Source organism: Frigoribacterium sp. CF331, assembly GCF_057787905.1.
The window spans coordinates 60231-85295 of the sequence record NZ_JBYMEH010000002.1; the positions used below are offsets into that span (position 1 = coordinate 60231).

The following is a 25065-nucleotide window of genomic DNA, read 5'->3' on the forward strand; positions in this document are numbered from 1 at the left end:
CTCGTCAGCCGCTCCCGTTCTCTTCCCGGTCTCCCAGCACAGCCGCAGCCTCTACGAGCCTGGCCGCCAGTCCACTCGTTCCTCGCTCCCTAGATCGTCACACCTCTGGCATCTTTATCAGTGAGGTAGTCTTTCGCCCGTGATGACCCTGCACAAGCTCAGCGCAGGGGACGGCTACGCCTACTACACGAGCGAGACGGCCACCGGTGACGTTAAGCGGGATCAGGGCCGCGAGTTGGGCGACTACTACACCGCGGACGGCAACCCTCCCGGTGTCTGGTTCGGGTCTGGGCTCGCCGCACTTGGCGTCTCAGGCACCGTCACCGAGGACCAGATGAAGGCCCTGTTTGGTGAGGGTCTGCACCCGAACGCGGAGCAGATCATCACCGACGCACAGGCCGCCGGCAAGAGCGTCGGGGAGGCCACCGACGCCGCGAAGCTCGGCAGCTCCTACTACGCCTACGGCACCGCAGGTACCGACCTGTCGGCGGCGATCGACGAGGGCTACGCACGCTTCCAACGCACCGAGCACCGCGAGCCCGACGTCAACGAGCGCCGCGCGATCCGCACCCGAGAGGGAGCGCAGGCGTTCCGGCAGGCCAAGGGCCGGCAGCCCGCCGACAAGGAGGAGCTGGGCCGCTACATCACCGCAGCGACCCGGCCCACCCGTCAGGCCGTCGCCGGTTTCGACCTGGTGTTCTCCCCATCCAAGAGCGTGTCGACGCTCTGGGCCCTCGGGGATGACGACACCCGGAAGGCGATCGAGCAGGCCCACGACGCCGCGATCGCGGACACCGTGGGCTACCTCGAACGGGAGGCGATCGCCACCCGTTCCGGGAAAAACGGTGTCGCCCAGATCGACGTCGAGGGTGGCATCGTCGCGACGAAGTTCCGCCACTACGACTCCCGGAACGGCGACCCGCAAATTCACGATCACCTGGTCGTTGCCAACAAGGTGAAGGGGTCCGATGGGAAGTGGCGCACCATCGACTCCAAGCTTCTCCACCGTCAGGGTGTCGCCGCTTCGGAGTTTTACAACTCCCGCGTGATGGAGCGTGTCTCCGACGCCCTCGGCGTCGCCACCGAGCTGCGCGAGGTCAGCCCCGGCAAGCGCCCCGTGGTCGAGATTGCCGGGGTTGACGACCGCCTGACCAAGGGCTTCTCTACCCGCTCGGCCGACATTCGCACGACCCTCGCCGCCCTCGAAAAGGACTACCGCCGCGACCACGGCCGCCAGCCCAACCAGGCCGCACGGATCAAGCTCGCCCAGCAGGCCACGCTAGACACCCGCCCGGCGAAGGAGCGCGCGCGCTCCCTGTCCGCGCTCCGCGACGTGTGGCAGGCCCGGGCCGTCGAGGTCGTCGGCCGTGACGGGATCGCGGACATGTTCACCGCCATTCGCGATGCCGCGCAGCGCGCCAGCGACGCCAGCTCCGACACCGACGAGCCCCAACCCCTCGACATCGAGTCCGCCTCGCAGCAGGTCGTCGACACCGTGTCCGAGCACCACGCCACCTGGGGCCCGCACATGATCGAGGCCGAAGCGCGCCGGTACGTCCAGGCCGCCCGCATCGCAGGCATCGACGTGCCCGAGGGGGCCGTCGAGACGATCACCCGGCACGCCCTCGACACCGATTCGGTGTCCGTCACCCCGCCGGCCACGCACGGCGTATTCCAGCCCCTCACCCGCAAGGACGGGGAGAGCATCTACGTCCACAAGGGCCGGGCGATCTACACGTCCGCTGGCATCCTCGCCTCCGAGGACCGCCTGATCGACGCCGCTCGGACGCGCACCGTCGCACCCGTCAGCCTGGCCGAATTCGACCGCACCGCGGCCGAGCACACTGGGCCGCTCGACGACGGTCAGAGGAACCTCGCCTGCGAGTTCACCACGTCCGATCGCCTCGTCCTCGTCGGCACCGGCCCCGCAGGTGCCGGCAAGACGACCGCCCTCGCCCTCGCCGCCCGCGCCACCGAGCAGGCCGGCTCCCGCATGATCGGGCTCGCTCCCTCGGCGGCCGCGGCCGACGTGTTCAAGGAAGCCGTAGGCGTCGAGGCGAACACGATCCACGGCTTTTTGAAGGCCTACGAGCTGCGCGGAGATGCCACCCCCGAGAGTGAGCACCCCGAGGCGATGAAGATCCGTCCCGGCGACGTGATCGTGGTCGACGAGGCAGGCATGGCCGGCACCCGCAACCTCGCGAAGGTTGTCGACGTTGCCGAGGCCCACGGCGCGCACGTCCGCCTCATCGGAGACTCCCGCCAGCTCGACGCCGTGGAGTCCGGCGGCGCGCTGCGCCTGTTAGAGCGCGAGGTCGGCTCCGTGCAGCTCGACACCATCCACCGGTTCCGCAACGCGGACGGCACCGTGAACCGCGCCGAGGCAGACGCCTCCGAGAAGCTTCGCGACCCGGCCACGACCGGCGACCCGTTCACCTGGTACGTGGACCAGGGCCGCGTCGTCGGCGGCGACGTCGACCGCATGACCGGCGAAGTATTCGCCGCCTGGCAGGCCGACACGAACGCCGGCAAGCGATCCGTGATGCTCGCGCAGCAGAACGCCACCGTGTCCGACCTCAACGCCCGCGCCCAGGCGTTCCGTATCAGTGAGGGTGCCGTCACCGGACGCGAAGCGGCCGACCTCCGAGACGGGCTCCGCGCCCACCGCGGCGACACCATCGTCACCCGCCAGAACGACTCCCGGCTCCGCACCGACCGCGGCCGCGACCGGGTGAAGAACAACGACCTCTGGACCGTCGACAAGGTGAACCGCGACGGCTCCCTCTCTGTCGCCCACGACGGCCACGGCGGCCGCATCACCCTGCCGGCTGACTACGTGCGCGACCACGTGGAGCTGGGCTACGCCTCCACCGTCCACCGCGCCCAGGGCCTCACCGCCGACACCTCCCACGTCCTCGCGGACTCGTCGACGTCGCGGTCCCTGGCGTACGTGGCCATGACCCGCGGCAAGGAGTCGAACCGGCTCTACGTCGAGGTCGACGACGCCCAGCCCGTGTCCGACGTCCTCGCCCAGATCGCCAACAACTCGGAGGGCATGATGAGCGCCAACGAGACGATCCGCGCCGAGCAGGCCCGCGTCGACGACCTGGTGACCCTGGTCGACGAGTACCGCGACGTCACCGAGCGCGCCGACGAAGTGCGGTTCGAGAAGATCACCCGAACCGCAGTCGGCCCCGAGGCCGCGCAGCAGCTCCGCGACGACGAAGGCTGGGGCGCGTTGCAGGCCTCCCTCCGCGGTGCCGAGCGCGCCGGCTACGACCCCGCCGACGCGCTCTACCAGGCGTGGGAGAAAGACACACTCGAGAACGCCCGCAACAAGCCGGCCGTGCTCGCCTCCCGCATCCAGGACGACGTGCGCGCCTACTCGTCCGAGTTCGGTACTGCCGACCGCGACAACCGGGTACCGATGTGGATCGTCGACCGCGGCGCGCTCGACTCCCACCACACCGACCCCGCGTGGCGCGAGCACCTGGCCGAGCGCTACGACTACCTCGCCGTCCGCTTGGAGGAGCGCGGCGCGACGATCGCGGCCGAGCAGCCCGAATGGGCCAAACAGCTCGGAGACGTCCCGGCGGACGCCGAGCGTCGCGCCGAGTGGAACAAGCTCGCGGCCGAGGTCGACGCGTTCCGCGGCCGCTACGCGATCGAGGAGGCCACCCCCGACGCGATCCCGAACCAGTACCGGGAGCGCGCGATCGGTGCCGAGCTGCAAGAGCGCGTGACGGCCATGCACAAGTCGGCCGCGCTCATCAAGGAGCCGCCGGCCGACCAGGCAGTCCGCGCCCGCGCGGCCGAGCAGGCCGCCGCGGTCGCCCAGCAGGCCCGAGAGGCAGCGCAGCGCCCCGCACAGCCCCGGACGCCGCAGACGCCGCAGACGCCCACGCAGCCCGCACGGAAGCCGCAGACGGTCGCTGAGGCCCTACAGGCTCGCAACAAGGCGCAGGCCGACCGTGCCGCCGCGCAGCTCCGTCGCGCCGGCCGAGCCCCCGAGGCGCAGGACCCTAGCCGCAGCGGTGCACGCGAGGCGGCCGAGCGCGAGCGCGAGCGTCAGCGTCGCGACCGGTCCCGCAGCGACGATGCCCGCGAACGCTAGTTCGCTAGGACGATTCTGGCCGTTGTTGGGATCGGGTTAGCCCCGAAGTGACTCGCGGAGGGTGTCACGCAGCCCGTCGAGGCGGCCGTCAATAGACATAGCCTCCTGGGCCGTCCATCTCAGGTCAACGTCGTCCTGCATAGTTGAGACAAAGGTCCGTTGCCACACGTTCGAGAGGTGCAGGCTCACCCCACGCGCTTCGTCGATGACTTTTGGCGAAGCGATTAGCTCGAAAAGGCTGACCTGTTCACTCGACGCGATCATGGCTGCCTCGAGAGTTTCGAGTAGTTCGTGTCCGTCGTCATTCACACGCTGCGTGGACGCTAGAGCCCGAGCCACTTTCAGGACCTCCTCGCGTAGGGCGATGTACGAGGCTTTCAGCTCTGAGTTCCACTGGGCGTCGGCTTCTCTTGCAATTTTTCTGCGATCGCTTTCTCGCAGCGAGCGGAAGCCGAGAAGGCCAGCAATGACGGCGGCGGCGAGCACGAAGACTCCCGTGAGGACGGGAGTCAGCCAGACAGGTGTCGCGTTCTGCCCGACAAGCTGGATGAGGACGGGGCTTGGGCTGGGCGTCATGCTGCCGGTCTAGCTCAGATCGGCCTGGTTGCGCCAATTGGCTAGCGGCCGTCGTGCTGGCCGTAGAGCTTGGCTACTACCCGCCTTCTGTCCTCGGATCAAGCTTGGGACTAACGATTTGGTCGGGGTGCTCGCGCCGCACTTGCGTCAGGAGCAGACTTCCCAGGCCGAGTACGCCCATGGCGTACTGGCGCTGGTCGGATCGCCGCTGAATGCGGTGACGGTCGACATTTCCGATCGCTTGGGCGAGGCCCATCGCGATCGCTCGCCAGCCCTCCCACTCGCTCGCTTGCGTACCAAGACGGAGGGGTCCATCTGGTGCGAAGACGTTCGCGTATAGGTCTTTGCCAACGCGCGCCCCGCCGTCCCTTCCCTTCGGGTCCCCCGCCCAGCGGCGAATGCTGTCCTCGACGAAGATCGCCGTACTCGCGGGCACTTTGTCCCATGCGCCATCCGTCACGAGCCCACCCACGTGTTCCCACAGCTCCACGTCGACCGTTGCCGCGCCGATTGCCTCTCCCTCCGTGGGGACGGAGGCGATGGCGAACTTGGCGGCCTCGAGTATTTCGACACCGCGTCTCAGAGCATCACTTCGCCAGGAAGAACGAGTTCGACGCCCATTGGTGCCGTCGATGACGTAGCTCTCACGTCGGATATGGCTCTCCACATCCCACACGCGCACAAGTCGGTGAGTTGATCCGAGCGTGCCGACAAGGAGGCTTCGAGCCTGCTCGCTCCACCCGAGGTGACGGGACTCACTGTTGGCGATGGCAGGACCGTCGCTGGCAGCCGTCTCGATGGTTGCGTCGATGAGTTGTATGGCGTCGGCTGTATTCATTGGTCGAAGCCTTCGACATGCAGTTCCTGCTCGAAGAACCCAGCCCCAGTGCAGTCTTCACACCACCAAGCTTCTGCGTCGGCTCCGAAGACAGGCACTATCTCTTTGGCCGCGTCGACGGCTTGTTTCGGTCCGTCCTGCATTGCCAAGGCACCGGCGCTTGTCCATCGAATGCGTACCGAGCCACATTCAGAGCAGTTTTTTCTGGCCTGTCGCGCAAAGGCCTGGTTCATCTCGAACGAGTTCAGACCTTCTGCACCGCCGGAGAAAGGCGACTGGCCTTGGTTTCGTTTTCGTGGGTCGCCACCCGTCTTTTTCGCCTTACGTGACATGCGCTCATCCTGCCGGATTGTTTGCCGGCGTGGAGGTCCCAGCCATGCCTCCCTAGCGTCGTCAGTCGTGCTGGGGGCGGTAATAGGGCACACGTTGCTTGGCTCTCTCGTCCGGCTTGTGGAGGTGGCCGAGGTTTCGGTCGCACTTGCGGAGGGGGCCAGCCTTCGCGCCAAAGGGCGTCGAGGTGATCGCCGACGAACACAACAGGTCCTGTCCTAAGTCGTCCCGTCACCTTCTTCGGCAGCCACTGGGATGCCGCCGCCGGCATCCTTTGCGGCAGCATCTTCCTCTTTAAGAAGGGCCAGTATCTGGGCAAACGTATCCGTCAAAACGGCTATGTCCTTTTTCGGGATAGTCCCGATGAACCATCTCGGCAGGACGTCCGTAATCGCTACGAGGACCTGCCGGCGAATCTCCTCGGTCATGGATGGTCCTTGCTTGATGAGGAGCGCGATGGTCGGTTCGAGGAATGGGGCGAGAGCCCTGTCTTTTGCAGGAATGACGAACTTCAGCTGAGATCGAAGCGCTAGGAGCCGCAGCATTGGCCCGGCGTTTTCGGTGACGCTCCGACTTCCCACCCGAATCACGTAGTCCGTAGCTAGTGCCACCATTTCTGATAGCAGCCGCCGTACCTCGTCTCGGGCCTCCTTTTTTGACTGTCGACTTTCCAAAGTCCATGCAGGCAGGTTTGACACGATCGCCCCTCCGAACCCGACGACGAGAGTTGCCGCAGCACCGATAGCAATGCCAAGGAGAGTCAGAGCTGCGTCGTCCATGTGGCCAGGGTAATGAGCGCGTGAGCAGTAGCCGTTAAGAAGCAGAAACGCCCCACGTATCTTTGCGGGGCGTTCGTTCGCTACATTGCGGGTGTGACATCAGATCAGATGGTCGAACCGACTGAGGAGCTAGAAGCGAAACAGCTCCTGTGGGGAAAAGCCAGGGCCTTCTTCGCGGCTCACCCCATTCGGGTCATTGCCATTACAGCGGGTATGACTGCCCTCGTCGCTGGTTTTCTGCTCTTAGTCACGGATGACTTGAGGCTGTTCGACGTGGTGGGGCTATCTGCGACGGTCTGGGCGCTGCTCCTTGCACTCGCTATCTACTTGATCACTTCGGGGGACACCGACCGTCTCGTAAAGCAGAGCGACGAACTGCGCGAGCAGCTCGAAACTTATTCCAAACCTCCGCAGGGCAAGCAGTCGCCAGCGGCACTCAACTCGGCGGTCTACGACGAGTTCAAGGACCACGTAAAGCGCTTGCAAGACAAGTACCCCATGCCGATCGAGGCGATCACCTACGCGGGTCGACCTGTAGCTGCGGGCAGTGGCAACCGGCCGGTGATTTTCGAGACGCAGCGCGGGCATCGGTACTCCGTCTACAAAGGGCGTTACTGGAGCGTGCAGCGCCTCGATGAGGAGTAGCTGCAAGCGCTAGCGCCGCCAGTCCTCAGGCGGCGGGTAGTACGGCACCCGCTGTGGCGCGGAGCCGTCCGAGTCGTGCAGGTGGCCAAGGTTCCGATCGCACTTGCGGAAGGGGCCGGCGCTGGCGTCGAACAGGATCGCCGCGTGCCGGTCCCAGTGCGTCAGCCACCAATTCGACAGAGAATCCGCGTGCGCCCCCGAGTCGATCGTCGCTTGCTGTCGAGCCTCGAAGCACGCCCACAGCCGCTCGACGGCCTCGGGGTGCTTCCACCACTCCGGGCACCACGCCGCGGTGCTCTTGTCGGAGTGCGTGTACTCGACGACCGACAGGTGCTCCTCGACCCATTCCAGAAACGCCGGAAACAGGTCGAACTCCTCCTCGTCGCCGTCGGGCTCATCCTCGGGGGCCCGGTCGTACGCGGTCACGTCGGCGTCGTTGAGCGCGTCGCGCTCCTCGTCGGTCAGCTCGTCGAGGCCGTCGCCCCCGCCGGGGGCGACGGCCTCTCCGCTGCCCGGGTCGACGTCGGGCTCATCGACGTCAGCCACGAGCTGTCGCCTCCTTGGAGCTGGTGGCGATCGCGACGGGGGCGGCGCCGGCCGTGGCCGGCCCGTCGCCCTCGATCAGCGCTTTTAGCTTCTTGTCCTTGAACCACGGCACGGAGTCGAGGATCACCGGCCGGGTGTTCGAGTTGAACATGACCGTGCGCCACAGCGGCAGATTCGCGAGGTCGTCGACGTTCAAGATCGGCACCCGGCGGGTGCTGGTCGACGTCGAGTAGGCCCCGCTGTCCTGAGTTGATCCGCCGTAGGTGGTTTCCTCGCGCTCACCGATGAGGTTCGATAGGCCCTTGAGGAACTGGTCGTCCATCGCGCCGCCGCCGAAGACGCGGGTGACGGCCGCGCCCCAGATCGCGCCCCAGCCGTTCTGACCGAACGCCTCGACGGCCTGGTCCTTTGACTGGAAGTACGTGTTGATCGGCATGCCGAGCGACCCGTAGAACGAGTAGACAGACGGCAGCGCCGGCCACCGCACGATGTTGGCGCACTCGTCCAGCTCGATCACCAGCGGGACCGGCAGGCGGCCGCCGGAGCGCTGCGCGAGACGTTCCCCGGTCTTGCAGATCGCTCGCACGAGGGATGTCAGGATCGCGCCGGCTGATCCCACGCCGTCCTTGGACAGCAGGATCAGCAGGTCCTCGGACTGCACGAACGCGTCGACGTCGAATCTGCGCACGCCCTCGGCCGAGGTCCATTCCAGCAGCTCGTCGTAGGCGAGCGCCCCCGCCATGCGCTGCGCGGTCGCGTAGACGCTCTGCCGGGTCTTGTCGGCCCAGTTCTCCATGCCGACGAGGGCCGTCGCCGGCCCCTTCTTGCCGTTCGCGTTCAGGATGCCGATCACAACGTCCGCGTCCTGAGTGGTGAGCCACCGGTAGACGCGCGACAGCGGCAGCTCGTCGAGCGCCGCGGCGAGGAGGAAGTACGCGAGCATGTCGCGGCCGGGCTCGTCGAACTGAGGATCGCCGCCCCGGTCGCCTTCCTTCCGGGTCGAGGCCTCGAAAATCTCCGCAAGCTCGCGCGCGTCCTCGGCGCTTTTCACGTAGTCGAGCGGGTTGAAAACGAAGTCGGGGCCGTCCTCGTGACGGTAGATGCGGTTCGGGTCGAACACGTACGTCTCACCGCGGCCGCGACGGCCACGGATCGCCTCGCGCACCCCGTCAACCTTGTTGGAGGTCATGATCGCGGCCCCGGGGGCCTCGACCACGTGCCTGACGACGACGCCAGACGTCTTGCCGCGCCGAGTGCCGAACAGGTAGACACCCGTCTCCTCCCACCCCTGGTAGACCCACTTCGTCGTGCCTACGATGCGGGCGACTTTCTGGCCGGGTCCGATGTTCTCGGCCTTCGGGTGCAGCCGGCGGGCCTCCTTGGCCCGGGCGGCCTGTCGAAGAATCGCGTTCGACGGGTTCGCGCTCATGAGCTTGATCGAGGCCCCGCTGCGCTTCTTCGCGCCGTGCTTGGCCTGAGCCATGAGGAACCACGTGAACAGCGCCAGCGCCGCCACGATGAAGGCCACGACGGCGATCGTCGCGGCTGTGCCGGGCCATGCGTCGCCCCTCACGAAGCCCATCGCGAGCTTGATCGGGTTCCACGAGTAGGCGTCACCGGTCCCGGCGATGCCGGCACCGACGTGGATACCCAGGACCGTGCCGCCGACGATCAGCACGAGGAGGCCACCTGTCAGGGCGTTGGTGCGAATGGTGTTGAGGTTCATGCGTCGACTCCTCTGTGGTCGCTGGTCATGCTGTGCAGGAGGGTCCGGGCGATCCGGGCCTCCTCGTCGTCCCCGGCGAACCGCTCTGCGAGCCGCACGTCGACGCCGACCATGAGGGCCATTTCAGAGGGCATCACCCGGGCCGCCGAGAGCCGTTCGAGCAGCGCGTACCGCTCGGGTCGGGCCAGGGTGTCGGCCGACTTGATGCGGCGGTAGTGCTCGTGCAGCTCCTCGACGACGCCCGGACGCGACGAATCTCTCCGTCGACGTCTCGGCCGTCGAGCTGGTAGCGCAGCGTCAGTGGCCCGCTGACGCCCTCCGCGGCCAACTCCTCGCGGTGCTCCGCGATCGCCTCGTCGAGCCAGAGGCCGGCCGTCACGACGGCCGGCCGACCGACGCTCTGCACGGTCCACTGGTCGCGCGCGAGATTCGCGATCGACACCGGGCTCGAGGCCTCTGCCTCGACCATCAGTTGCTCTCGCCGCTGGTGAGCTTCATAGGCTGATTGCCTTTCGGGTCGACCTGCACGTGGACGTGGTTGCAGGAGTCCGCGAACTGCGCCATTGGCAAGTCGATGGAGCTGCCGGCGCTAGCCCGGCACTCGACCTGACCGGTGCCGGAGCCGTCCGGCATGACGGGCCCGAGGGCCCGCAGCAGCTTGATCGCGTTCGCGTCCGCTCCCGTGGTCGGTGTGCCGTCGAACGCGTAGAAGTCGACGGCGTGGCCGCCGCCGTTCACGACGTGCGCCGACAGGTTGCCGGCACCAGGCCGCTGCCCCGAGCACAGCCGGTTAATATCGGAGATCCCGATGGACTGGAACGTTTTGGTCGCAATCGTGATGACTTGCAGGATGCGCGTATCGACGTTGCAGTTCTCTTTGGGTTTGCCGTCCGCGATCGCCTGCACCTCGGGGAAGTGCGACGGCGAGAGCCACGCGATCTTGCCTTGGTTGGTCAGGTCCACGAGGTTCTTCGCGAGGGCCTGAGCATCACCGGACACCCCAGCGGCGCAGGCAGCGGAACCACCCGCGAGAGCCGTCACGACGGCTGTGGCCGAGTTGAAGTACTTCGTGTAGTGGTTCGGGTCGGCGTTGATCTGCACGGCGTGAGCGGCCGCTGAGGGCGTCATCGTCTGCCAGTTCGGCACCTTCAAGAGCCGCTGGTAGAAGAACGTCGCCGCCTGGGTCGGGTTCATCCGCTCCGCGAGGGTGCCCCAGGTGTCGCGCTGCTGGAACAGCCCGCGGGAGTCGGGGCCGGCCTTGTCGCCGTACTCGATGTTCGTCAGCGTGGACTCGCCCATCGCCGTCATGACGGCGATCGTCTGCCCCTTCACGTCGACGCCGAGGGCGGCCCCGGCGTTCATGATCGCCGCGGCGTTCACGAGCTGGTCGCCGGAGTACCCGTCGACCTCATCGTGAGCTGCCGCGGCGGTCGCGTTCGCGGCCGTGGCCGCGCACGCGCCGTTCTGGGAACCGCCCCCAGTGACGAGGGCGATCCCGACGAACACGACGACCAGGCAGGCCGCCAGTGCGATCATCAGTCCCTTTTTCATGACCGAGCCCCGGCTACGCCTCGACCTCGACGACGGCCTGCTTCGCGCCGCTGCCGGCCATGCCCTCGTCGGTGTTGGTGACTGCTGCCTCCCAGTCGGAGCGGAGGTGCTGCATGTGCGTCTCGGGGTTCGAGCCGTACTTGAAGATGCAGTGCCCGGGGTTCAGGTTCATCAGCAGATCGGTGGTGTCGGGCGCGAGCCCGAACGTCTCCTGCACCCACGCCGCGTCCTCGGGGCGGTCCTGGCGGTAGGCGTAGATCGTCTGCGCCTCCTGGATGACCGTGTAGCCCTCGGACTCCCGGGGAATGTCGGTGCCCTTGTGCATCACGAACCAGTTCGAGATACCGAGGGACCGGGAGAGCTTCTGGTTCGACTTGACCAGGCGGGCCGAGGGCCCACCGATCATGTGCCAGCCCTCCTCGTAGACCACGTTCGTGATGAATCCACGCTCGCGGCGCAGACGGCCGAGGAGCCACTGGTGCCCCACCGCCATGACGGTGGGGACCGCGGGCCCGGCGTCGGGGAGCTGGGAGACGTCGAACACCGTCAGCTTGCTTCCGAGGTCGACCGCCTTCGACGTCTCGCCGTCGAACACGCCCGCGTACGTCTCCAGGAGGTTCTCGAGCCCGAATCGGATCGAGAGGCCCGCCTGGTGGAAACGCTCACCGGAGGGGCCCGTCAGTCCCTCGTCGTCCGGCACCTGGCCGAGCCACGGCATGAGGTCCGTCGTCGTCAGGGCACGCTTGTCGTCGCCGTGCTCCTCGAACATGCGGCGGAGGGCGAACCGGGTCGCCTTCTCCTCCCACTCGGTCGCCGCGACGTCGTTCCGGGCGATGCGCGCCACGGCGTTGATGAGTTCCATCTGCCCCTGCAACCCCGAGCCGCGCATGATTAGCGGGTCCAGCAGGTTCAGCCGAATACCGCCGCCGGCCGGGTCAAAGTGCAGCGGCTCCGAACCGAGGTTGTGGGCCATAGGCGTGTACTCGCCCGCGCCGCCCTCGTCCTTCTTGTCGAACACGACAGCGCGCCGGTTGGCCAGCCCGAGGGGGCGGGCGACACCGCACGTCTTGGTCAGTGACGACTTCCCGTACCCGACCGTGCCGAGCACGATCACGTTCGGGGAGGAAATCTGCCGCGGCTCCGCGTTGTACGCGGTCGGGGCGTCGTAGGAAATCATCGACTGCGACAGGTTGTCGCGGCCGTTCACGATCCCCTCGTCCCCGGTCGGGTTGCCGATGACGGCCGAGTTCAAAATCTCGGCTTGCTTCGTCGTCGACGGGGAGCCCGTGAGCCGCGGCGAGTACCACCCGCGGGTCGCAGCGCCCACCGACGTGCGGAGCTGCCTGCCGGGCAGCTCGAACGGCGATACGTCCACCGGGCGACGTAGCGCCTCGGCCGACTGGCCCTCCTCACCCGTCACGAGGTCCTGTCGAACCTCGGGCGGAACGAACATCTTCAACCCGGGCACGTTGGCGTACCAGGGCGCTTTAGACGCCGCGCGCTTGCCGTGCGGGGCCGGGTTCTTGGTGTCGGTCATGACAGCGCCTCCTTGTCGCCTCGCCCAGCGAGGGTGTTCATCAGCCGCGTGGCCGTCGTGGTGTTGTCGGGGCGGAGGCCGCGGCCGATCGGCCACGTCGTCCCTGACGCAGCGCCCTGAAACGAGTCCTGCCAGTCGAGCCGGTCGACACCGAGCCCGGTGTCGCAGACGCTTTCCAACCGGCGGGACGCCTGAGCCAGGTCCTCGCGGGTCGGGGCCGTGATGGTCACGTACCCGATCCACGAGACGCCGTGGTGGTGGCTGCCGGCGGCGAGGTCACGACGTCGACGCTCGGCGGCGCTGAGGAGGCCTTCGGACTCGTCCGAGACGATGACGCCCTTCTTCTTCTGGGCGTAGAGGCCGGCGGCGTCGCGCACGACGTCCTGCCGTGCTGCTGCCTTCGCCTGAGCTGCCGGCACCAGGTGCATGTGGAACGAGACGGAGCGGATGAAGCCCAGCTCGCGGCCGATCATGAGGTCCAGCGTCCACAACGGCGACCGCCCGGCCGAGGCCAGGTCCTCGCCGTGGATAGCCGCAGTGCGGTGCCACCAGGTGACGGCCGGAGCCGCCTCGATTGCGTCACCGTCTGCGAGGACGGTCGGGTCGTACCCGCCGTCGACGACGTGCGCCGAATACTCGTCGTGCGCCCCGATGCCCACCGACAGGGGCGTGATGTGCTTTGCGGAGCGGAGGTCGATCGGGATCGACGGGTTCTGCTGGTGCATGATGACGGCCGCCGTCTGGCGGGCCGTCAGGTAGTTCACCTGCCCCATGCGCGCCTCCCGGAGTCCGTGCAGGGATGCCTCGATCTGCTCGGCCATGAGCGCACGCCAGCCGTCGCGGCCGGGCCCGTACTTCGCGGCCGACTCGACGAACAGCGGCGACAGCGGCCACGACAGCACGACGAAGTGCCGTTGCACCATCGCGTCCGCGGCCGCGCGTCGACGCACTTCCGCGTAGGAGAGCTGCTGCGCGTCCCAGAGCGCCAGTGACGAGTCGTCGGCCCCGACGGGCCGGGCCTCGCGCTTGGAGTTGTACCAAATGTCGTGCTTGGCGGTGTCCGGCGGCAGAACGCGCGTGAGCGTCTGCACGTCGCGGATCAGCGACACCGGCGCGGCACGGTGGGCTAGGAACTTCCCCCACGACGTCGCGGCCCGGTTCAGGGCCCCGGCCGTCTCCATGCCGCGGAGCTGCCCGGACACCGAGAAGGCGACCGAGAGGTAGGGCTGCTCACCCACGGGGGCGTGCCAGGCGATACCGGGCATGTTCGACCCGTACTGCAACCAGCCCATGCCGTCCGAGCCGTCCGGGTTGGCCCGCATCTGGCGAGAGGCGACCTCGGCCGCGCGGCGCTCGGCCTTGTCGGCGCCTGACGCTGCCGACTGAATCTGGTCCCACCCGGCGACGTTGTAGGGCACGAACACGTTCGTGCCGAGCCGCTTGCGGGCTGCCCAGCGCGAGCGCTTCCGACGTCGCTCCTGGATGGTTCCGTTGTGCGTCCGTTGCGTGACGAGCATCGTCAGGCCCACCCCGACGAGCGCCGCGATCAGCAGGGGGATGCCGCCGCCGAGGATCATCCCGACCATGCCGCCAATGACGAAGATCGCGATACCGATGATCCGCGACTTCGAGTGCGTGCCACCGAAGAACGACCGGTGCCCTGACTCGCCGCCGACCCAGCGAAGGTGCGTCCTCTGCTCCTGAACGTCACTCATGGGTCGAGTCCTTTCCGTACTGTTCCTGGTGGTCATCGACGGGGGCCGCAGCCATGTCGGCCGCGCCCGTCGCCGCACTGTTGGCCTTGTCCATGCCGGCCTTCGCCCCGGCGGCGATCATCGTCGGGATGCCGATAGCGGCACCGACGCCCGTCGAGGACTCCGCGGCGCCGGCGGCCATAGCGCCGCCCTCGGCGGCCGCTGCACCGCCGCCGGCCGCTGCACCGCCGGCACTCGCGCCAGCGCCGGCCTCAGCACCCGTGGATGCCTTGCCGCCGGCCGCGGCGGCTTCCTTGATCGACGAGCCCGCCGCCTCGTCGGCACCGCCGCCGCCGGCAGCCTTGCCAGCGCCACCGCCGCCACCACCGGTCGACGCAGGCTCCTCAGTGGCCGTCGTCGACGGCGTACCCGAGCCCTGCCCGGAGCCTCCACCGTCGCCCTGAGGGGCGCTGTAGCGTTTGTCGGCCTCCTGAGGAGAGTTCGCACCGATGCTCGGTCCGCCCGCGGCCGCGGCCCCGCCCATAGGCAAGATCGGCGCGAACTTGAACAGCAGCAGCGGTGACAGCCCGGCGATGAACAGCGCGAGCATCGAGACGACGAGGCTGACCGTCTTTTGGAGGTCGGCTTGGCCGGAGAACACGTCGATGTTGGACCCGACGAACGAGAACGTTACGCCGAGCAGGAAGAACAGCAGCGGGTGGGCGGCGAGGATGCCGAGCCACACCATTGGGATCTTTGATCCAAACGAGCGCTTCTTCTTGTCGACGATCCACACCCAGCCGAGCGGGAACAGCACGCCGGAGAAGTAGAGGGTGATGAGCTGCACGACGAGGACGAGCAGCGCGAGCAGCAGCGCCAGGATCATGAAGAACATCAAGATCGCGCCGATGACTGCGCCGCCGACGATCCCGGAGCCGTCGTCGTCCCCGATCATCGTTGAGAACTGGTCGACGATGCTGTTTGTCGTGGTCGACAACATCGTCTTGATGAGCGAGTCCGACAGGGCCCCGAAGAACTTGACGAGGAACGCTCCGACCGCTGGTCCGAACATCGCTCCGATGATGAACGCGGGCCCATAGAGGGTCAGCGTCTCGACGAGTTCCTGCCCCGACTGCCGGCCCCTGGCCGTGTCGATGAACTGAGGAATGAGGACGATGACGAACACGAAGATCGCCAGGCCGAAGGAGATTCGGTAGGCGCTGATGAACCAGTCCGCCGTGAGGTCGGGCAGGGTCGCGTGGGTCAGGGCCGGCAGAACGCTGTCGGAGAGGCCCTTGGCCGCGTCCCTGAGTGCTTTGTAGGTGTTCCCGGCCGGGTCGGACCAGAAGTCACCGATGCTCTGCGCGGTGCTGATCGCGTCCTTGGTGCCGTTCACCGCGTCGCCAACGAGGTCCTTACCCGTGTCAATCGCGCAGCTCGCCCAATTGCTGCACTTTTCATCGTCCCCGCCCGCAGCCGCGAGGATCACCGGCCCGCTCATCAGCAACCACCCGTGTACCGAACGCCCCCATTGGCGAGCGTTTCACCGTCCGGCTGCACGCCTTCGACGACGTGCCACGCGCCGTCCTCCCACTGCAAAACAAAGCCCTGAGCCGTCGACTTGGTGGGGCTCAGCGCGCCGTCGACGACGTAGCCGGCGGCAATATTGACCGTGACCCGATCGGCGGTCGAATTCGGGTCGACCATCCACAGGCCGTTGGTTGTCGACAGGTGGAACGGAGTCCCATCCGCGACGTCCCCCTGGCTGAGGTTCGGATACTGCTCGTAAGTGGCGGCTAGGTCCGAGAACGAGGTCGGTGCGGACGAGGAGAAGATGCTGCCTTCTACGGTCTGCACGTCCGAGCCGGACGGCACGGGCGACTGCCAGATGAACCGGTAGAACGCCGTGGCGACCTCAACGGCCCCGTACGACGAATGGCTCGCAGCCTCCTGAGCTGCGAGCACCATTGCGGCGTTGCGGTCCTGACCGCCGAGGCACCCCGTGGGCGGCGCGGCGTCCTCGTCGTCGCCGGCACCGGAGGAGCCGGTCGACGTTGGGCTGGGAGTCACAGACGCAGCCGGCGCGCTCGACGTCGGCGCGGCGGTCGGCTCGCCGTCGAGGGTCGTGGCGAACACGACTCCCCCGCCGATGACAATGACCGCAGCGGCGGCCCCGATGACCAGGGGCCAAAGGGACCGGCCGGTGGATGAGTACATGCGCGGCATGGTGTGTCTCCTTCTGAGTGGGTCAGCTCGCGAACGAGAGGGTCACGCCGACGATGACCGCCAGCGCGGCGAGGGCAACCAGAGCGACGAACGCGCCGAGGGCCTTCGCCCGTCCCTGGGCGTGCGCCTGGGGGTTGGGGTTCATGTCGTTGGATGCACCGGCCATAGCGACCAGTCCGGTGATGAGGTAGACGATCGCCACGATGATGCCGAGGGCCCAGACCGCAGCGACGAGCTTCTGCCAGAGCTGCGTGAACTCGGCACCGCCGAACGAGAAGTCCGGCAGGAGGCCGTCGAGAGGGTTCGAAATCGCCGCGGCGAGGAACAGGTCGTGCATGGGTCAGGCCTTCCGGTTGTTGGTAGAGGCAGGGGCGACGGCCTCCTGCAAAGTGCGAACCACGGCCGCGGCCGCCGACGCGAACGCGTCTCGAGTCGCAGGGTTCAGGGAGCCGAGCGTGAGCTGCCCGCGGGCGGCAATGTGCTCGTCGTAGGGAATCTCGTGCAACGACCGCACCCCGGCGTCGCGCAGCAGGCGCGTGACCTCCTCGCGCACCGACTCGCTCTCGGGGCGTCCGTCCGTCAGGCGAACGGCGATCGCACGGTCTGCCAGCTCGGCCGGCTGCCCGCCCGCGTCGCGCAGCTCGTCGAGGAGCTGGATCGCTTCGAGCACGGAGTCGCCCGCGTTCAGGACCGGGATCACGAGGACGTCGGCCACCGACACCGCACCGCGGAACGCGGAGGACGTCGGCTGGTTGCCGGTGTCCATGACGCGGATGCCGTAGAACTCGTCGATCACGTTCGACACGGCCACCACAGCATCACCGTTGAGGCGATCGCGTCGTCCGGTGGAGGCGATGACGTTCGCGAAGGACGTCTGAGGGGCGGTGTAGCCGTGGAGCTGGCCGGCGGTCTTGATGCCGGACACGTCCCGGACCAGTTCACCGAGACCGAGGCGAGGGCTGCCCTCGGCGCGGTAGTTCAGCGCGCCAGGATCGTCGGAGAACTCGACGATCGCCGTCGATCCTCCACGGATTGAGGCAATGACACCACCGAGCAGCAGCGACGTTGGGGTCTTACCCGTGCCGCCCTTGGGGTTGTTGACGAGGATCGATACGGCACGCGTCCACGTGGCCTGACGAATGACCGTCTCGTTCTGGGAGTGCCGCAGCTCCTTCTCGTTCGCCGCAGCCAGCTCGGCCGCCTCAGCGGCGCTCGGCTTGACCGGCAGGCCAATGCTCGCCAGGGCCCCACGGAATCCCTTGGTGGCCTTCCCCGTGGCCGCGGCGGGGGCCACGGGTGCAGCGCCACCGAACAGCACGGACGCAGACGCCTCACGGTCCAGAGGACGGCGCGCAGCCGGCGACTCCTCGGGGGCCTTGACGTCCTCGGGAACCTCCGACACGACCGCCAGCGACGGGGCCGGCTCGACGGCTTCCTCGGATTGTGCCGGCGACGCCGGCATGGGCGGAATCGGTCGGAGGCTAGTGGCCTCGTCCACCGGAGTGCAACGCCGGCTCAGGCGCTCCACGCCCACCGTGTCCTCCTCGATGTAGTCGCTAGCGCGTGAGGCTGCGCCGAACACGTCACCGCTCTGGTTCGGATCGCTCATCTTGTTCTCCCATCTCGACTGCTTGTCCCGACCGTCCGCCGGTTGTTTGCGAAGGCTTGTTATATCTTAAAGCTTAGCAAGTCTTCGCCCGTAAACTAAGGGTGTGTCCGCCCTTTCCGCTGCCGACGCAGCGCGCCTCGACGAGGCGTGCGCGACCATCGCAGCCACGCCCGCTCGACTGCGGACGCTCCGTGTCGTCATGGACGGCGGCGACGTCACGGCGAAGGACGTCATGGAGGCGCTGGACCTCACACGGAGCGCCGTGGGATACCACCTAGCCGCCCTCACCGAGGCCGGCATGATCCACGAACGACGCGCCACTCACCCCCGCGGCCGCGGCCCGATCATCTACTGGTCCGCGGATCGCGAAGCAATCCACGACCTCAGAGACACCCTGAATAAGCACTTGACTTGACCCCCGTCCGGGTGCCAACAATACATAATTCCTACGACAGTTGATTCACACTGTGCACTAGTCCCCCCAAGGGACGACTGCTCCGTACCCCGTCCGTGAGTCCCAGGAAAGGAGCGCCCGTGTCCGTAGCGGCCGCCGCTTTCAAGCAGTGGGCGAGCACTGTCGACCTCCCCTCCGGAGCCCTCCCCCTCGCACGCGCGATCGGCGTCAATCGCACGACCGTGCAGGCGCAGCTCCTCCGCGGCCGCGTCCGTGAGGCGGTCGTCATCGCCGCCGCGCGCGCGGTCGGAGTCGAGCCCGTCGTCGCCTTGTCGAGCTTCGACGAGTACGACGAGCTGCACCGGGAAATGCGCCCACCGCTACCGGTCGAGATCCTGTCCCAGGTCACACTCACGGACGCATCAATCGAGCTGCTGCGCCGCCGGAACACCGCATACGGCGACGCGATCGCTGCGGTGCACACCTGGGAGGACCCGCCCCAGCCGGACGGGCTCAGAACGTGGATCGACGCCGTAGACCCCGGCCACATTCGCCGTGACCTCGCGGAACGCCTCGGGATCGCTCCCCCCAACCTCTCGGCTCAGATCACCGCCAACAAGATGCGACCCCGCCACCTCGTCGAGGCCGCCCGCATCGCCAACACTTCCTTGACGAGCGGGCTCGCTGTAGGCGGGGTGATTACGCTTCAAGAGGCCGGCTGGCCGGACGGTGCCCGCTCCCACGCGGTCACACACCTGTCAGACGTTGCCCTGAACGACCTCGTTCAGGCGCGCCTCACGGCCGCGCAACGCGGGGCCCGACGCCTTGCCGCAGATAGCGCTGAGGCGCGACGAATCGAAGAAACGCTGGGCTGACATGCTGACCGGATACCTCATCGCCGTAGTCCTCGCCGCCTTGGCCCTGACCCGCCTTCCCGGCGCAATCCACGGCAGGAACATGCTCATCGCCTCGTCGGCTGCCGCGGTCGTGCTCGCCTTCGCCCTCATCACCCCGGACGTCTACGCCGCCCTAGACCGCTTCTCCCCCATCCCGAACTTGCTCGACCTGGTGGCCAAACTCGCCCTGTTCACCGGCCTGCTCCTCGCCGGGACACAGGTCGCCCGGGCATGGAGGGCCCCGGAGACGCAGCGCCGCATCTCAGGCCTGCCCGGCGTCCTCGTCTTCCTCGGCGTCTTCGTCGCGGAAGTCGTCATCTTCGCCGTTGTGCACACCACCAGCTCAGCCCCCGACCTCGCAGACAACCTCTCGAGCCCGCTCGTCCGGCTCTACTCCACCCTCGCAACGGCCTACCCGGCCTACATCGCTGCACTGCTCCTCCCCCACGTCCGCAAGGGCCTCAGCTCCTCACAGGGAGCGACCAAAGCGACATCGCGCTTCCTATTCGTCGGCTTCGTTCTGGCCGGCGTGCGCTTCGTGCTCGGACTCATGACATTGCTTCTGCCGGCGACGTACTACGTCGGCCAGGTCGTCAGCGGCGTGGCCGCGATCTTCGTCGCCCTCGGCCTCGCCACGGCGTTCTTCGCCCGCCTCGGCCGCCAGCGCGCAGCCCGCCGCCAGTACAACTAGCGGCAGGTTCGTCGCGCGACACGCCGCCACAGTCGCCACTTAAGTTGAGGCTTACGGTTAACTGTGGCGCATGGCCACTAGACGCCGCCGACGAGGCGAGGTCCTGGACCCCAAGCAGCTCGGCTACTTGGTCTCCGGATCCACAAAAGACCGTTTCGACGCGGTGGCAGACCTGGCCGATATTGGCAGCTCCGAACTGATCGAGCTGCTAATCCTGCGGATGCTCGACAACGAGCTGACCGATCAGGGCATCCCCTCATGGCTGCCCCAGAAAGACCGTAGCGAGGAGCTGCCCATCAACACGGCTTAACGAGAAAGGCCCCCGCTTTCGCGAGGGCCTAAAGCTCTTAGCTCGAACCTGCTCTTGTTTGGCGACAGTCAGGGTACGAGCTCCTAGGTAAAGAACCGGCTTCTCAGGGCCGGGCCTTTGACGTACCCACTTGGGCGACCAAGTGAGAACGGACTCATCATAACTCCCGTTTCTGCGCCTGCGCATCCCCGTGTCTCCGGCGTGTCCGAGCGCTCTGTGTCCCCAGAGCGCCCGGCACATCCCGAGCGGTCCCACCACGTCGGCCGGCGACGCCCGGCGCGACCCTCACAGGCCTTCTCCCGTCCCGGCGGCTCGTACCCGCTGCCGGTGCCAGACAGCGCCTACAGGGGCCTCTGCTTGCCGACCTCGCGCCGCGCATGGCTTAACCGGCTCTTGGCCGTCGTCATGTCACCTGCCGGGGACTCCCACCGTCGCCGCGTCTCCATTCGGCTGAGCACGTTCATGAAGTTCGCGGAAGCCGAAGCATCCATGGCCGGCGCCCGAGACGGCCGAGGCATCACCACGTCGCACGACACCCTCGCCCGCATGGTCGGCATGAGCAAGATCACCGCCCGCCGAGCCCGAGCCCTCATGGAGGCCCTGGGCTGCCTGGTGACCGTCGAGCCCGGCCGCTACCTCACCCGCGTGGAACGCCTCGCAGCCACCGCCCGACACGGCGGGCAGCAGCTACGCGCCGCATCCGTCCGTGCCCTCACGATGCCCGAAGTCAAGGATTCTGCTCTAAATGAGCACCTAGCTACCGCTTCACGGTTTAACCCGACAACCCACTCACTTAACAACTCTCCAAAGCGCGGCAAGCCGCACTCGGAGCCCGCTCCGCGGGCACAGCAACGACAAAAGCAGGCGAAATTCGTCCCCGGGGCCGACCAACCTCGATCACTCCCCCTGCAACGCCTCGCCGCCCGACTCGTGAGCAGCCTCCCGTGGCTGCCCGACGACCTCTCCACGCTCCGCGTGCAGCGCATCGTGCACCGATCCGGCTTCGACGTCGACCGGTTCTCCTACGGCGATCTCATCGCCATCTGGCAAGCGATCGACGAGAGCATGGGCCAGACCCCCAAGAACGCCGGCGACGTCAACGACCCCGAGGCGTACCTGGTCGTCAGGATGAAGCTCGCAGCCCTCCACGCCCGCTGGTACGGCCTTCGGCCGTGAGTTGTGATGTCTCAAATGCCGTCGACGATCGTGGCCAACGCCCACGGATGCACCGGTGCTCGGGTCACACCGTCAAGAAGGTCCTCACCGGCGGCCGCGGCCGCCAGCTCGACCTCATGAGCCTCGCAGAACGCGACCGCAGCTCCGACCGAATCGACAATCCCCCGCCACAGCCGACCCCGCAGCTGCTCGGCATGCGTGTACACGTCCACTCGGCTGACCTCGTGGCTAGCGCCTGCGTACGACAACCGCAACCAGGCCAGCGGTCGGAGATCCCCGGCGTCCTCGCGGCGCATGCGAGCAGTACGAGAGTCGTCCCACCTGAGCTGGTACCGGGTCGTCATTCGAGCTTCGCACGGGACGGCAGAGCGTGAAGCCACAGGCGGGCCGCCGCGGGTGCGCTCCGCTCCCCCTTGCCCACGAATCCGACCAAAGACTTGACTCGTTGCTCTCCGTAATTACGCGGATACGGAGTTACGGACGCGGAGGTTCACTCCGGGCCGGTCGCGGCAGGATCGTCGCCTCGTCATCGAGGCCCTGCTGCTCGTGCTCGGGCTGCTCTCCTACACCGGGGCCTGGCGCAGCTGGTCGAACTCCACACCGTGCTGCATTGGCGGTTCGATCTCGCGTGGGCTGGGGTCGGCCTCGCCGCCTGCGTGCTCGGCATCGTGTTCGCGTTCTGGCTGCCGCAGTTCCTGCTGCCGCGCTGGTACCGCGAGGCGGAGCCGACCGCTCGCTGGCGTTGCGCCGGGCCGTAGCTCCGTAGGTACGCGGGTATGTAAGCGCGTAAATCCGTAGAAGCGTGAGTACGGATTTACTGAAACGCGCAAATCCGTATATACTCGTTTTATGAGGATAATCACCGTCACCAACTTCAAGGGTGGTTCCGGCAAGACGACGACGAGTGCGTACCTCGCTCATGCCTTCGCCGCTAAGGGTCGCAGTGTCGTGGTCGTCGACGCCGACCCGCAAGGCTCAGCCCTTCGATGGAGCGAGCAGGGGGAGTGGAGCATCCCGACGCTTGCGCTCCCGGTGAAGGATCTCCATAAGCGTCTCGCCGGGATCGTGTCGGCCTCGACCGACATCGTCATCATCGATACGCCCCCGCTCGAGGACCAGGCCGGCATCGTGTCCTCAGCTCTTCGCATCGCCGACGTCGCGATCGTGTCCATGGCCCCCACCATGGGCGAGTACGAGCGTCTGCCCGAGGTGTGGGCCGCGATCGACGACGTGGAGCCGCTGCGCGCGACGCCACTTGTCGCGGCCGTGCTGATGAACCGCACCGTCACCAACGCCAACAGCACGCCAATGTTCCGCGAGCTGATGACCGACGAGGGACACACGGTCCTGTCGACGACCATTCCTCGGAGAGAGCCCATCGCCCAGGCCTTCGGTGGCCCGGTCACCGACCTCGGCAAGTACGCCGACGCCGCCGACGAGATCGAGACCCTGGGAGCAGGACGATGAGCAAAGCGGAAGAGCTGCGAGCACGAGCCGCCCGCGCGACGCAGAGAGGCGCGTCGACGACGCCCGAGCAGAACCAGCCCGGAGCGCCCGCCGCCGAGGCGACGCCAGCACCCCGGCCGAACGTCATTCGAGCCAAGCCCGTACGCATCACCGCCGACCTGTCGCCCCAGGTCTATCGAGGCCTCATCGACTACGCCGCAGGCCTAGCAGAGGCTCAGGGCCGCGTCCGCGTCGCGCACGTGCACGTCACTCGCGCCCTCGTTGCAGAGCTGCTGGAAAACGACGAGCTGCAGGGAGCCATAGCCCGCCGCGTTCGCGCTCAACTCGATGATTAGACCGTCCGTAGTTCAGTAAATACGGACTTACGCTACTGGCCGTCTATTGCCTCAAGGTCCGTAGCCCAGCGCTCTGCGCCGCTCGAGTACCACGCGACGGCCCGGTAACCCTCGTCTCTCAGGCGCTTGTCTGCTTCTGGGACGGGGTCGTGGTGGCGATCGCGGGTCAGCAGGATGACAGTGGTGGATTCGCCGGTTTCTGGTGCGAGAGTCAACAGCCATGCACCGCCTCCGCCAGATGAATTGACCGGCACGTCGCGGTGGATATGGGCACCTTCGGCCAGCGAGGTCATGGCCAGCACAGTATGGCCTCACCGGCCCTCGTTCTTGGAATACGGCTGTGAGATCAGGCGTCGTCCCGGGGGAGTGTCACGGCCGAATCGGTGGCTGCCGGGGACGGCCTGTCGCCCGGAGATCTGGGGGAGTGGTCGCGGCTGTCGATCGTCCCGTGAGCGATCCTGGTTGGGGACGCCCTGCCGGGATGCGAGAGGTGCGGCAGGGCGTCCAGCCGGCGGGGTCCGGGTGATGACCGCTCAGCCGACATTGTCAGAATATGTCGTGAGGGCGGACGGGGAAAGGGCCAGAAAGCGTCGTTGCTTTCCGGCCCTCTTCCTGTCCCGCGTTCGCGGTCCAGGGTCTTTCACGGTCAGGCTGAGGGAGGGACTGCGTGCCCAGGTTCAGGTATGGGCACGTCGTGAAACCACACTCGTCGCCTCGGATCAGGTAGCGGTATTTGCTGCTGGTCCGTGCTGGGGAACCACCCCAAACAGAAGAAAGGATAAGCACCCTAGTTTCTGGTGTCGAGACCCATTTGATCTGGCGGTTCCGTCAGGTGGTTTTGAAGCTTGCTGAAGGTCGTGCGGCTCGGGTCTTTGCCGTTTCTGCACGGTCATTGGCCCAGTCGACTTGGTTTCCGGTGGTGCCGGGGAGGTGAGTTTTGGGGTCCTGGGTGGGTTCCGGTTCTGGGTAAAGGCCACGGCCGGAGGAAGCGCTGGCGTAGAGGGCGGCAAGCCAGGTGGGGTTGATGTCCACGGTTCGGCTGCCGGCGAATTTGAATCGCAAGCTGATGTGAGGGGAGAACCAGACGGTGGAGCGGCCGTCACCGGTTTCGATGGGTTCTTTCCAAGAGAACATGAAGGATTCGTTCTGGCGGAACTTATTGATGATGACGATTTGAAGGTGGGCGAGGAGGCGGTCTTCGACCTTGAATTCGAGGACGTCGCCGTCGTAGACGATGTATCCCATGAGAGGGCGCTCCGATAAGGGGAAGCCAAACGGTGCTGGCAGCAGAGTTTGGGCTGTGAATGGTGTGCGGATGTCACTGCGCACTGTGCCGGCCGTTTTGGCGGTGCCACCTGTGGTGACGAAACCACATCGGTGATGTGTCCGCTTAGCTCTCCTCAGAGCTTTGAGAGTACATCGCCCGAACAGAAGGGGCGGGGTCCTGACCCGACAGGACCCCGCCGCCAGCAGCCCGTACGCGCCCACGGGGGAGGGGGGCGAGCTGCGCACCTCGAGAACCTGAACCGTTCTCGGGTCCTGTAAGGCTGGTGGGTGCAGCCCCTAACGAAATAGATCTGGACATAAGGAAGGGAAGTTGCTAGGTCTGCGCCCCGCGAAGTGCC

At 67.0% G+C, this 25065-nt stretch carries 27 protein-coding genes; 10 read left to right on the top strand and 17 right to left on the bottom strand.

Features of this window, described 5'->3' with window-relative positions; all coding sequences use genetic code 11:
• The first annotated feature begins 142 nt into the window (after positions 1 to 142).
• Positions 143 to 4114, top strand: a complete 3972-nt coding sequence (gene mobF / locus AC3CCI_RS15840) for a MobF family relaxase (RefSeq protein ID WP_488628762.1) — start codon at positions 143 to 145, stop codon at positions 4112 to 4114.
• Between the two features lie 36 nt (positions 4115 to 4150).
• On the opposite strand, the gene AC3CCI_RS15845 is transcribed toward mobF, so the two are convergent.
• The 4 genes from AC3CCI_RS15845 to AC3CCI_RS15860 all read right to left on the bottom strand — a co-directional run bounded on the left by AC3CCI_RS15845 (position 4151) and on the right by AC3CCI_RS15860 (position 6637).
• Positions 4151 to 4690 carry a hypothetical protein gene (locus tag AC3CCI_RS15845; protein WP_488628734.1) on the bottom strand — a complete coding sequence of 180 codons (540 nt, stop codon included), beginning with the start codon at positions 4688 to 4690 and terminating at the stop codon, positions 4151 to 4153.
• Positions 4691 to 4766: 76 nt separating this feature from the next.
• Positions 4767 to 5528 carry a TIGR02391 family protein gene (locus AC3CCI_RS15850; protein WP_488628735.1) on the bottom strand — a complete coding sequence of 254 codons (762 nt, stop codon included), beginning with the start codon at positions 5526 to 5528 and terminating at the stop codon, positions 4767 to 4769.
• Positions 5525 to 5860, bottom strand: a complete 336-nt coding sequence (locus tag AC3CCI_RS15855; RefSeq protein ID WP_488628736.1) for a hypothetical protein — start codon at positions 5858 to 5860, stop codon at positions 5525 to 5527. The genes AC3CCI_RS15850 and AC3CCI_RS15855 overlap by 4 nt, the downstream gene beginning before the upstream one ends.
• A 216-nt stretch (positions 5861 to 6076) precedes the next feature.
• Positions 6077 to 6637, bottom strand: coding sequence for a hypothetical protein (locus AC3CCI_RS15860; protein ID WP_488628737.1), 561 nt, complete (start codon positions 6635 to 6637; stop codon positions 6077 to 6079).
• A 93-nt stretch (positions 6638 to 6730) separates the two neighbouring features.
• Between AC3CCI_RS15860 and AC3CCI_RS15865 the strand changes: the two genes are divergently transcribed.
• Positions 6731 to 7282 (top strand): hypothetical protein, encoded by a 552-nt coding sequence (locus AC3CCI_RS15865; RefSeq protein ID WP_488628738.1) that lies wholly within the window; start codon positions 6731 to 6733, stop codon positions 7280 to 7282.
• A 9-nt stretch (positions 7283 to 7291) separates the two neighbouring features.
• Here AC3CCI_RS15865 and AC3CCI_RS15870 read toward each other — a convergent pair whose 3' ends face one another.
• The 10 genes from AC3CCI_RS15870 to AC3CCI_RS15915 form a co-directional block, all read right to left on the bottom strand.
• On the bottom strand, positions 7292 to 7828 hold the full coding sequence (locus AC3CCI_RS15870; RefSeq protein WP_488628739.1) for a DUF4913 domain-containing protein: 537 nt from the start codon (positions 7826 to 7828) through the stop codon (positions 7292 to 7294).
• Positions 7821 to 9554, bottom strand: a complete 1734-nt coding sequence (locus AC3CCI_RS15875; RefSeq protein WP_488628740.1) for a type IV secretory system conjugative DNA transfer family protein — start codon at positions 9552 to 9554, stop codon at positions 7821 to 7823. The genes AC3CCI_RS15870 and AC3CCI_RS15875 overlap by 8 nt, the downstream gene beginning before the upstream one ends.
• 133 nt (positions 9555 to 9687) lie before the next feature.
• Positions 9688 to 10023 (bottom strand): hypothetical protein, encoded by a 336-nt coding sequence (locus tag AC3CCI_RS15880; protein WP_488628741.1) that lies wholly within the window; start codon positions 10021 to 10023, stop codon positions 9688 to 9690.
• Positions 10023 to 11090, bottom strand: coding sequence for a hypothetical protein (locus AC3CCI_RS15885; RefSeq protein WP_488628742.1), 1068 nt, complete (start codon positions 11088 to 11090; stop codon positions 10023 to 10025). The genes AC3CCI_RS15880 and AC3CCI_RS15885 overlap by 1 nt, the downstream gene beginning before the upstream one ends.
• 28 nt (positions 11091 to 11118) lie before the next feature.
• Positions 11119 to 12642 carry an ATP/GTP-binding protein gene (locus AC3CCI_RS15890; protein WP_488628743.1) on the bottom strand — a complete coding sequence of 508 codons (1524 nt, stop codon included), beginning with the start codon at positions 12640 to 12642 and terminating at the stop codon, positions 11119 to 11121.
• Entirely contained in the window at positions 12639 to 14357 is a 1719-nt protein-coding gene (locus AC3CCI_RS15895; RefSeq protein WP_488628744.1) for an SCO6880 family protein, read from the bottom strand. The genes AC3CCI_RS15890 and AC3CCI_RS15895 overlap by 4 nt, the downstream gene beginning before the upstream one ends.
• Entirely contained in the window at positions 14350 to 15825 is a 1476-nt protein-coding gene (locus tag AC3CCI_RS15900) for a hypothetical protein (protein ID WP_488628745.1), read from the bottom strand. The genes AC3CCI_RS15895 and AC3CCI_RS15900 overlap by 8 nt, the downstream gene beginning before the upstream one ends.
• An 11-nt stretch (positions 15826 to 15836) precedes the next feature.
• Complete coding sequence (locus AC3CCI_RS15905) at positions 15837 to 16553, bottom strand: hypothetical protein (RefSeq protein ID WP_488628746.1); 717 nt, start codon at positions 16551 to 16553, stop codon at positions 15837 to 15839.
• Between the two features lie 31 nt (positions 16554 to 16584).
• Positions 16585 to 16899, bottom strand: a complete 315-nt coding sequence (locus AC3CCI_RS15910; RefSeq protein WP_197980908.1) for a hypothetical protein — start codon at positions 16897 to 16899, stop codon at positions 16585 to 16587.
• Between the two features lie 3 nt (positions 16900 to 16902).
• Positions 16903 to 18171 (bottom strand): MinD/ParA family ATP-binding protein, encoded by a 1269-nt coding sequence (locus AC3CCI_RS15915; protein WP_488628747.1) that lies wholly within the window; start codon positions 18169 to 18171, stop codon positions 16903 to 16905.
• A gap of 103 nt (positions 18172 to 18274) precedes the next feature.
• Between AC3CCI_RS15915 and AC3CCI_RS15920 the strand changes: the two genes are divergently transcribed.
• From AC3CCI_RS15920 to AC3CCI_RS15940, 5 genes are all read left to right on the top strand, one after another.
• The gene (locus AC3CCI_RS15920; RefSeq protein ID WP_488628748.1) at positions 18275 to 18586 is read left to right on the top strand and encodes an ArsR/SmtB family transcription factor; all 312 of its coding nucleotides are present in this window, start codon (positions 18275 to 18277) and stop codon (positions 18584 to 18586) included.
• A 119-nt stretch (positions 18587 to 18705) separates the two neighbouring features.
• On the top strand, positions 18706 to 19440 hold the full coding sequence (locus tag AC3CCI_RS15925; RefSeq protein ID WP_488628749.1) for a hypothetical protein: 735 nt from the start codon (positions 18706 to 18708) through the stop codon (positions 19438 to 19440).
• A gap of 1 nt (position 19441) precedes the next feature.
• Positions 19442 to 20152: a hypothetical protein gene (locus AC3CCI_RS15930; protein ID WP_488628750.1), complete on the top strand. Its 711-nt coding sequence runs from the start codon at positions 19442 to 19444 to the stop codon at positions 20150 to 20152.
• A 70-nt stretch (positions 20153 to 20222) separates the two neighbouring features.
• Positions 20223 to 20462 carry a hypothetical protein gene (locus tag AC3CCI_RS15935; RefSeq protein ID WP_488628751.1) on the top strand — a complete coding sequence of 80 codons (240 nt, stop codon included), beginning with the start codon at positions 20223 to 20225 and terminating at the stop codon, positions 20460 to 20462.
• 462 nt (positions 20463 to 20924) lie between these two features.
• Positions 20925 to 21638, top strand: coding sequence for a hypothetical protein (locus AC3CCI_RS15940; RefSeq protein WP_488628752.1), 714 nt, complete (start codon positions 20925 to 20927; stop codon positions 21636 to 21638).
• An 11-nt stretch (positions 21639 to 21649) separates the two neighbouring features.
• Here AC3CCI_RS15940 and AC3CCI_RS15945 read toward each other — a convergent pair whose 3' ends face one another.
• A complete protein-coding gene (locus AC3CCI_RS15945) occupies positions 21650 to 21850 on the bottom strand; it encodes a hypothetical protein (RefSeq protein ID WP_488628753.1) in 201 nt (66 codons plus the stop codon).
• 390 nt (positions 21851 to 22240) lie between these two features.
• On the opposite strand from AC3CCI_RS15945, the gene AC3CCI_RS15950 reads away from it, so the two are divergent.
• The 3 genes from AC3CCI_RS15950 to AC3CCI_RS15960 all read left to right on the top strand — a co-directional run bounded on the left by AC3CCI_RS15950 (position 22241) and on the right by AC3CCI_RS15960 (position 23440).
• A complete protein-coding gene (locus AC3CCI_RS15950) occupies positions 22241 to 22396 on the top strand; it encodes a hypothetical protein (protein WP_488628754.1) in 156 nt (51 codons plus the stop codon).
• 91 nt (positions 22397 to 22487) lie between these two features.
• Positions 22488 to 23105: a nucleotide-binding protein gene (locus AC3CCI_RS15955; protein ID WP_488628755.1), complete on the top strand. Its 618-nt coding sequence runs from the start codon at positions 22488 to 22490 to the stop codon at positions 23103 to 23105.
• Entirely contained in the window at positions 23102 to 23440 is a 339-nt protein-coding gene (locus AC3CCI_RS15960; protein ID WP_488628756.1) for a DUF2274 domain-containing protein, read from the top strand. The genes AC3CCI_RS15955 and AC3CCI_RS15960 overlap by 4 nt, the downstream gene beginning before the upstream one ends.
• Before the next feature lie 32 nt (positions 23441 to 23472).
• On the opposite strand, the gene AC3CCI_RS15965 is transcribed toward AC3CCI_RS15960, so the two are convergent.
• Together AC3CCI_RS15965 and AC3CCI_RS15970 are read right to left on the bottom strand one after the other, a co-directional pair.
• On the bottom strand, positions 23473 to 23733 hold the full coding sequence (locus tag AC3CCI_RS15965; protein WP_488628757.1) for a hypothetical protein: 261 nt from the start codon (positions 23731 to 23733) through the stop codon (positions 23473 to 23475).
• Between the two features lie 535 nt (positions 23734 to 24268).
• Positions 24269 to 24685, bottom strand: coding sequence for a DUF7882 family protein (locus AC3CCI_RS15970; protein WP_488628758.1), 417 nt, complete (start codon positions 24683 to 24685; stop codon positions 24269 to 24271).
• Positions 24686 to 25065: the final 380 nt, after the last annotated feature.

Bases quoted from the DNA above. Each gene is read 5' to 3' on its own strand.
- AC3CCI_RS15905 (WP_488628746.1), bottom strand. From the start codon at position 16,553: ATGTACTCATCCACCGGCCGGTCCCTTTGGCCCCTGGTCATCGGGGCC.
- AC3CCI_RS15970 (WP_488628758.1), bottom strand. From the start codon at position 24,685: ATGGGATACATCGTCTACGACGGCGACGTCCTCGAATTCAAGGTCGAA.
- AC3CCI_RS15855 (WP_488628736.1), bottom strand. From the start codon at position 5,860: ATGTCACGTAAGGCGAAAAAGACGGGTGGCGACCCACGAAAACGAAAC.
- mobF (WP_488628762.1), top strand. From the start codon at position 143: ATGACCCTGCACAAGCTCAGCGCAGGGGACGGCTACGCCTACTACACG.
- AC3CCI_RS15850 (WP_488628735.1), bottom strand. From the start codon at position 5,528: ATGAATACAGCCGACGCCATACAACTCATCGACGCAACCATCGAGACG.
- AC3CCI_RS15910 (WP_197980908.1), bottom strand. From the start codon at position 16,899: ATGCACGACCTGTTCCTCGCCGCGGCGATTTCGAACCCTCTCGACGGC.
- AC3CCI_RS15965 (WP_488628757.1), bottom strand. From the start codon at position 23,733: ATGACCTCGCTGGCCGAAGGTGCCCATATCCACCGCGACGTGCCGGTC.
- AC3CCI_RS15860 (WP_488628737.1), bottom strand. From the start codon at position 6,637: ATGGACGACGCAGCTCTGACTCTCCTTGGCATTGCTATCGGTGCTGCG.
- AC3CCI_RS15880 (WP_488628741.1), bottom strand. From the start codon at position 10,023: ATGGTCGAGGCAGAGGCCTCGAGCCCGGTGTCGATCGCGAATCTCGCG.
- AC3CCI_RS15955 (WP_488628755.1), top strand. From the start codon at position 22,488: ATGAGGATAATCACCGTCACCAACTTCAAGGGTGGTTCCGGCAAGACG.
- AC3CCI_RS15895 (WP_488628744.1), bottom strand. From the start codon at position 14,357: ATGAGTGACGTTCAGGAGCAGAGGACGCACCTTCGCTGGGTCGGCGGC.
- AC3CCI_RS15875 (WP_488628740.1), bottom strand. From the start codon at position 9,554: ATGAACCTCAACACCATTCGCACCAACGCCCTGACAGGTGGCCTCCTC.
- AC3CCI_RS15935 (WP_488628751.1), top strand. From the start codon at position 20,223: ATGGCCACTAGACGCCGCCGACGAGGCGAGGTCCTGGACCCCAAGCAG.
- AC3CCI_RS15915 (WP_488628747.1), bottom strand. From the start codon at position 18,171: ATGAGCGATCCGAACCAGAGCGGTGACGTGTTCGGCGCAGCCTCACGC.
- AC3CCI_RS15845 (WP_488628734.1), bottom strand. From the start codon at position 4,690: ATGACGCCCAGCCCAAGCCCCGTCCTCATCCAGCTTGTCGGGCAGAAC.
- AC3CCI_RS15960 (WP_488628756.1), top strand. From the start codon at position 23,102: ATGAGCAAAGCGGAAGAGCTGCGAGCACGAGCCGCCCGCGCGACGCAG.
- AC3CCI_RS15930 (WP_488628750.1), top strand. From the start codon at position 19,442: ATGCTGACCGGATACCTCATCGCCGTAGTCCTCGCCGCCTTGGCCCTG.
- AC3CCI_RS15940 (WP_488628752.1), top strand. From the start codon at position 20,925: ATGAAGTTCGCGGAAGCCGAAGCATCCATGGCCGGCGCCCGAGACGGC.
- AC3CCI_RS15885 (WP_488628742.1), bottom strand. From the start codon at position 11,090: ATGATCGCACTGGCGGCCTGCCTGGTCGTCGTGTTCGTCGGGATCGCC.
- AC3CCI_RS15890 (WP_488628743.1), bottom strand. From the start codon at position 12,642: ATGACCGACACCAAGAACCCGGCCCCGCACGGCAAGCGCGCGGCGTCT.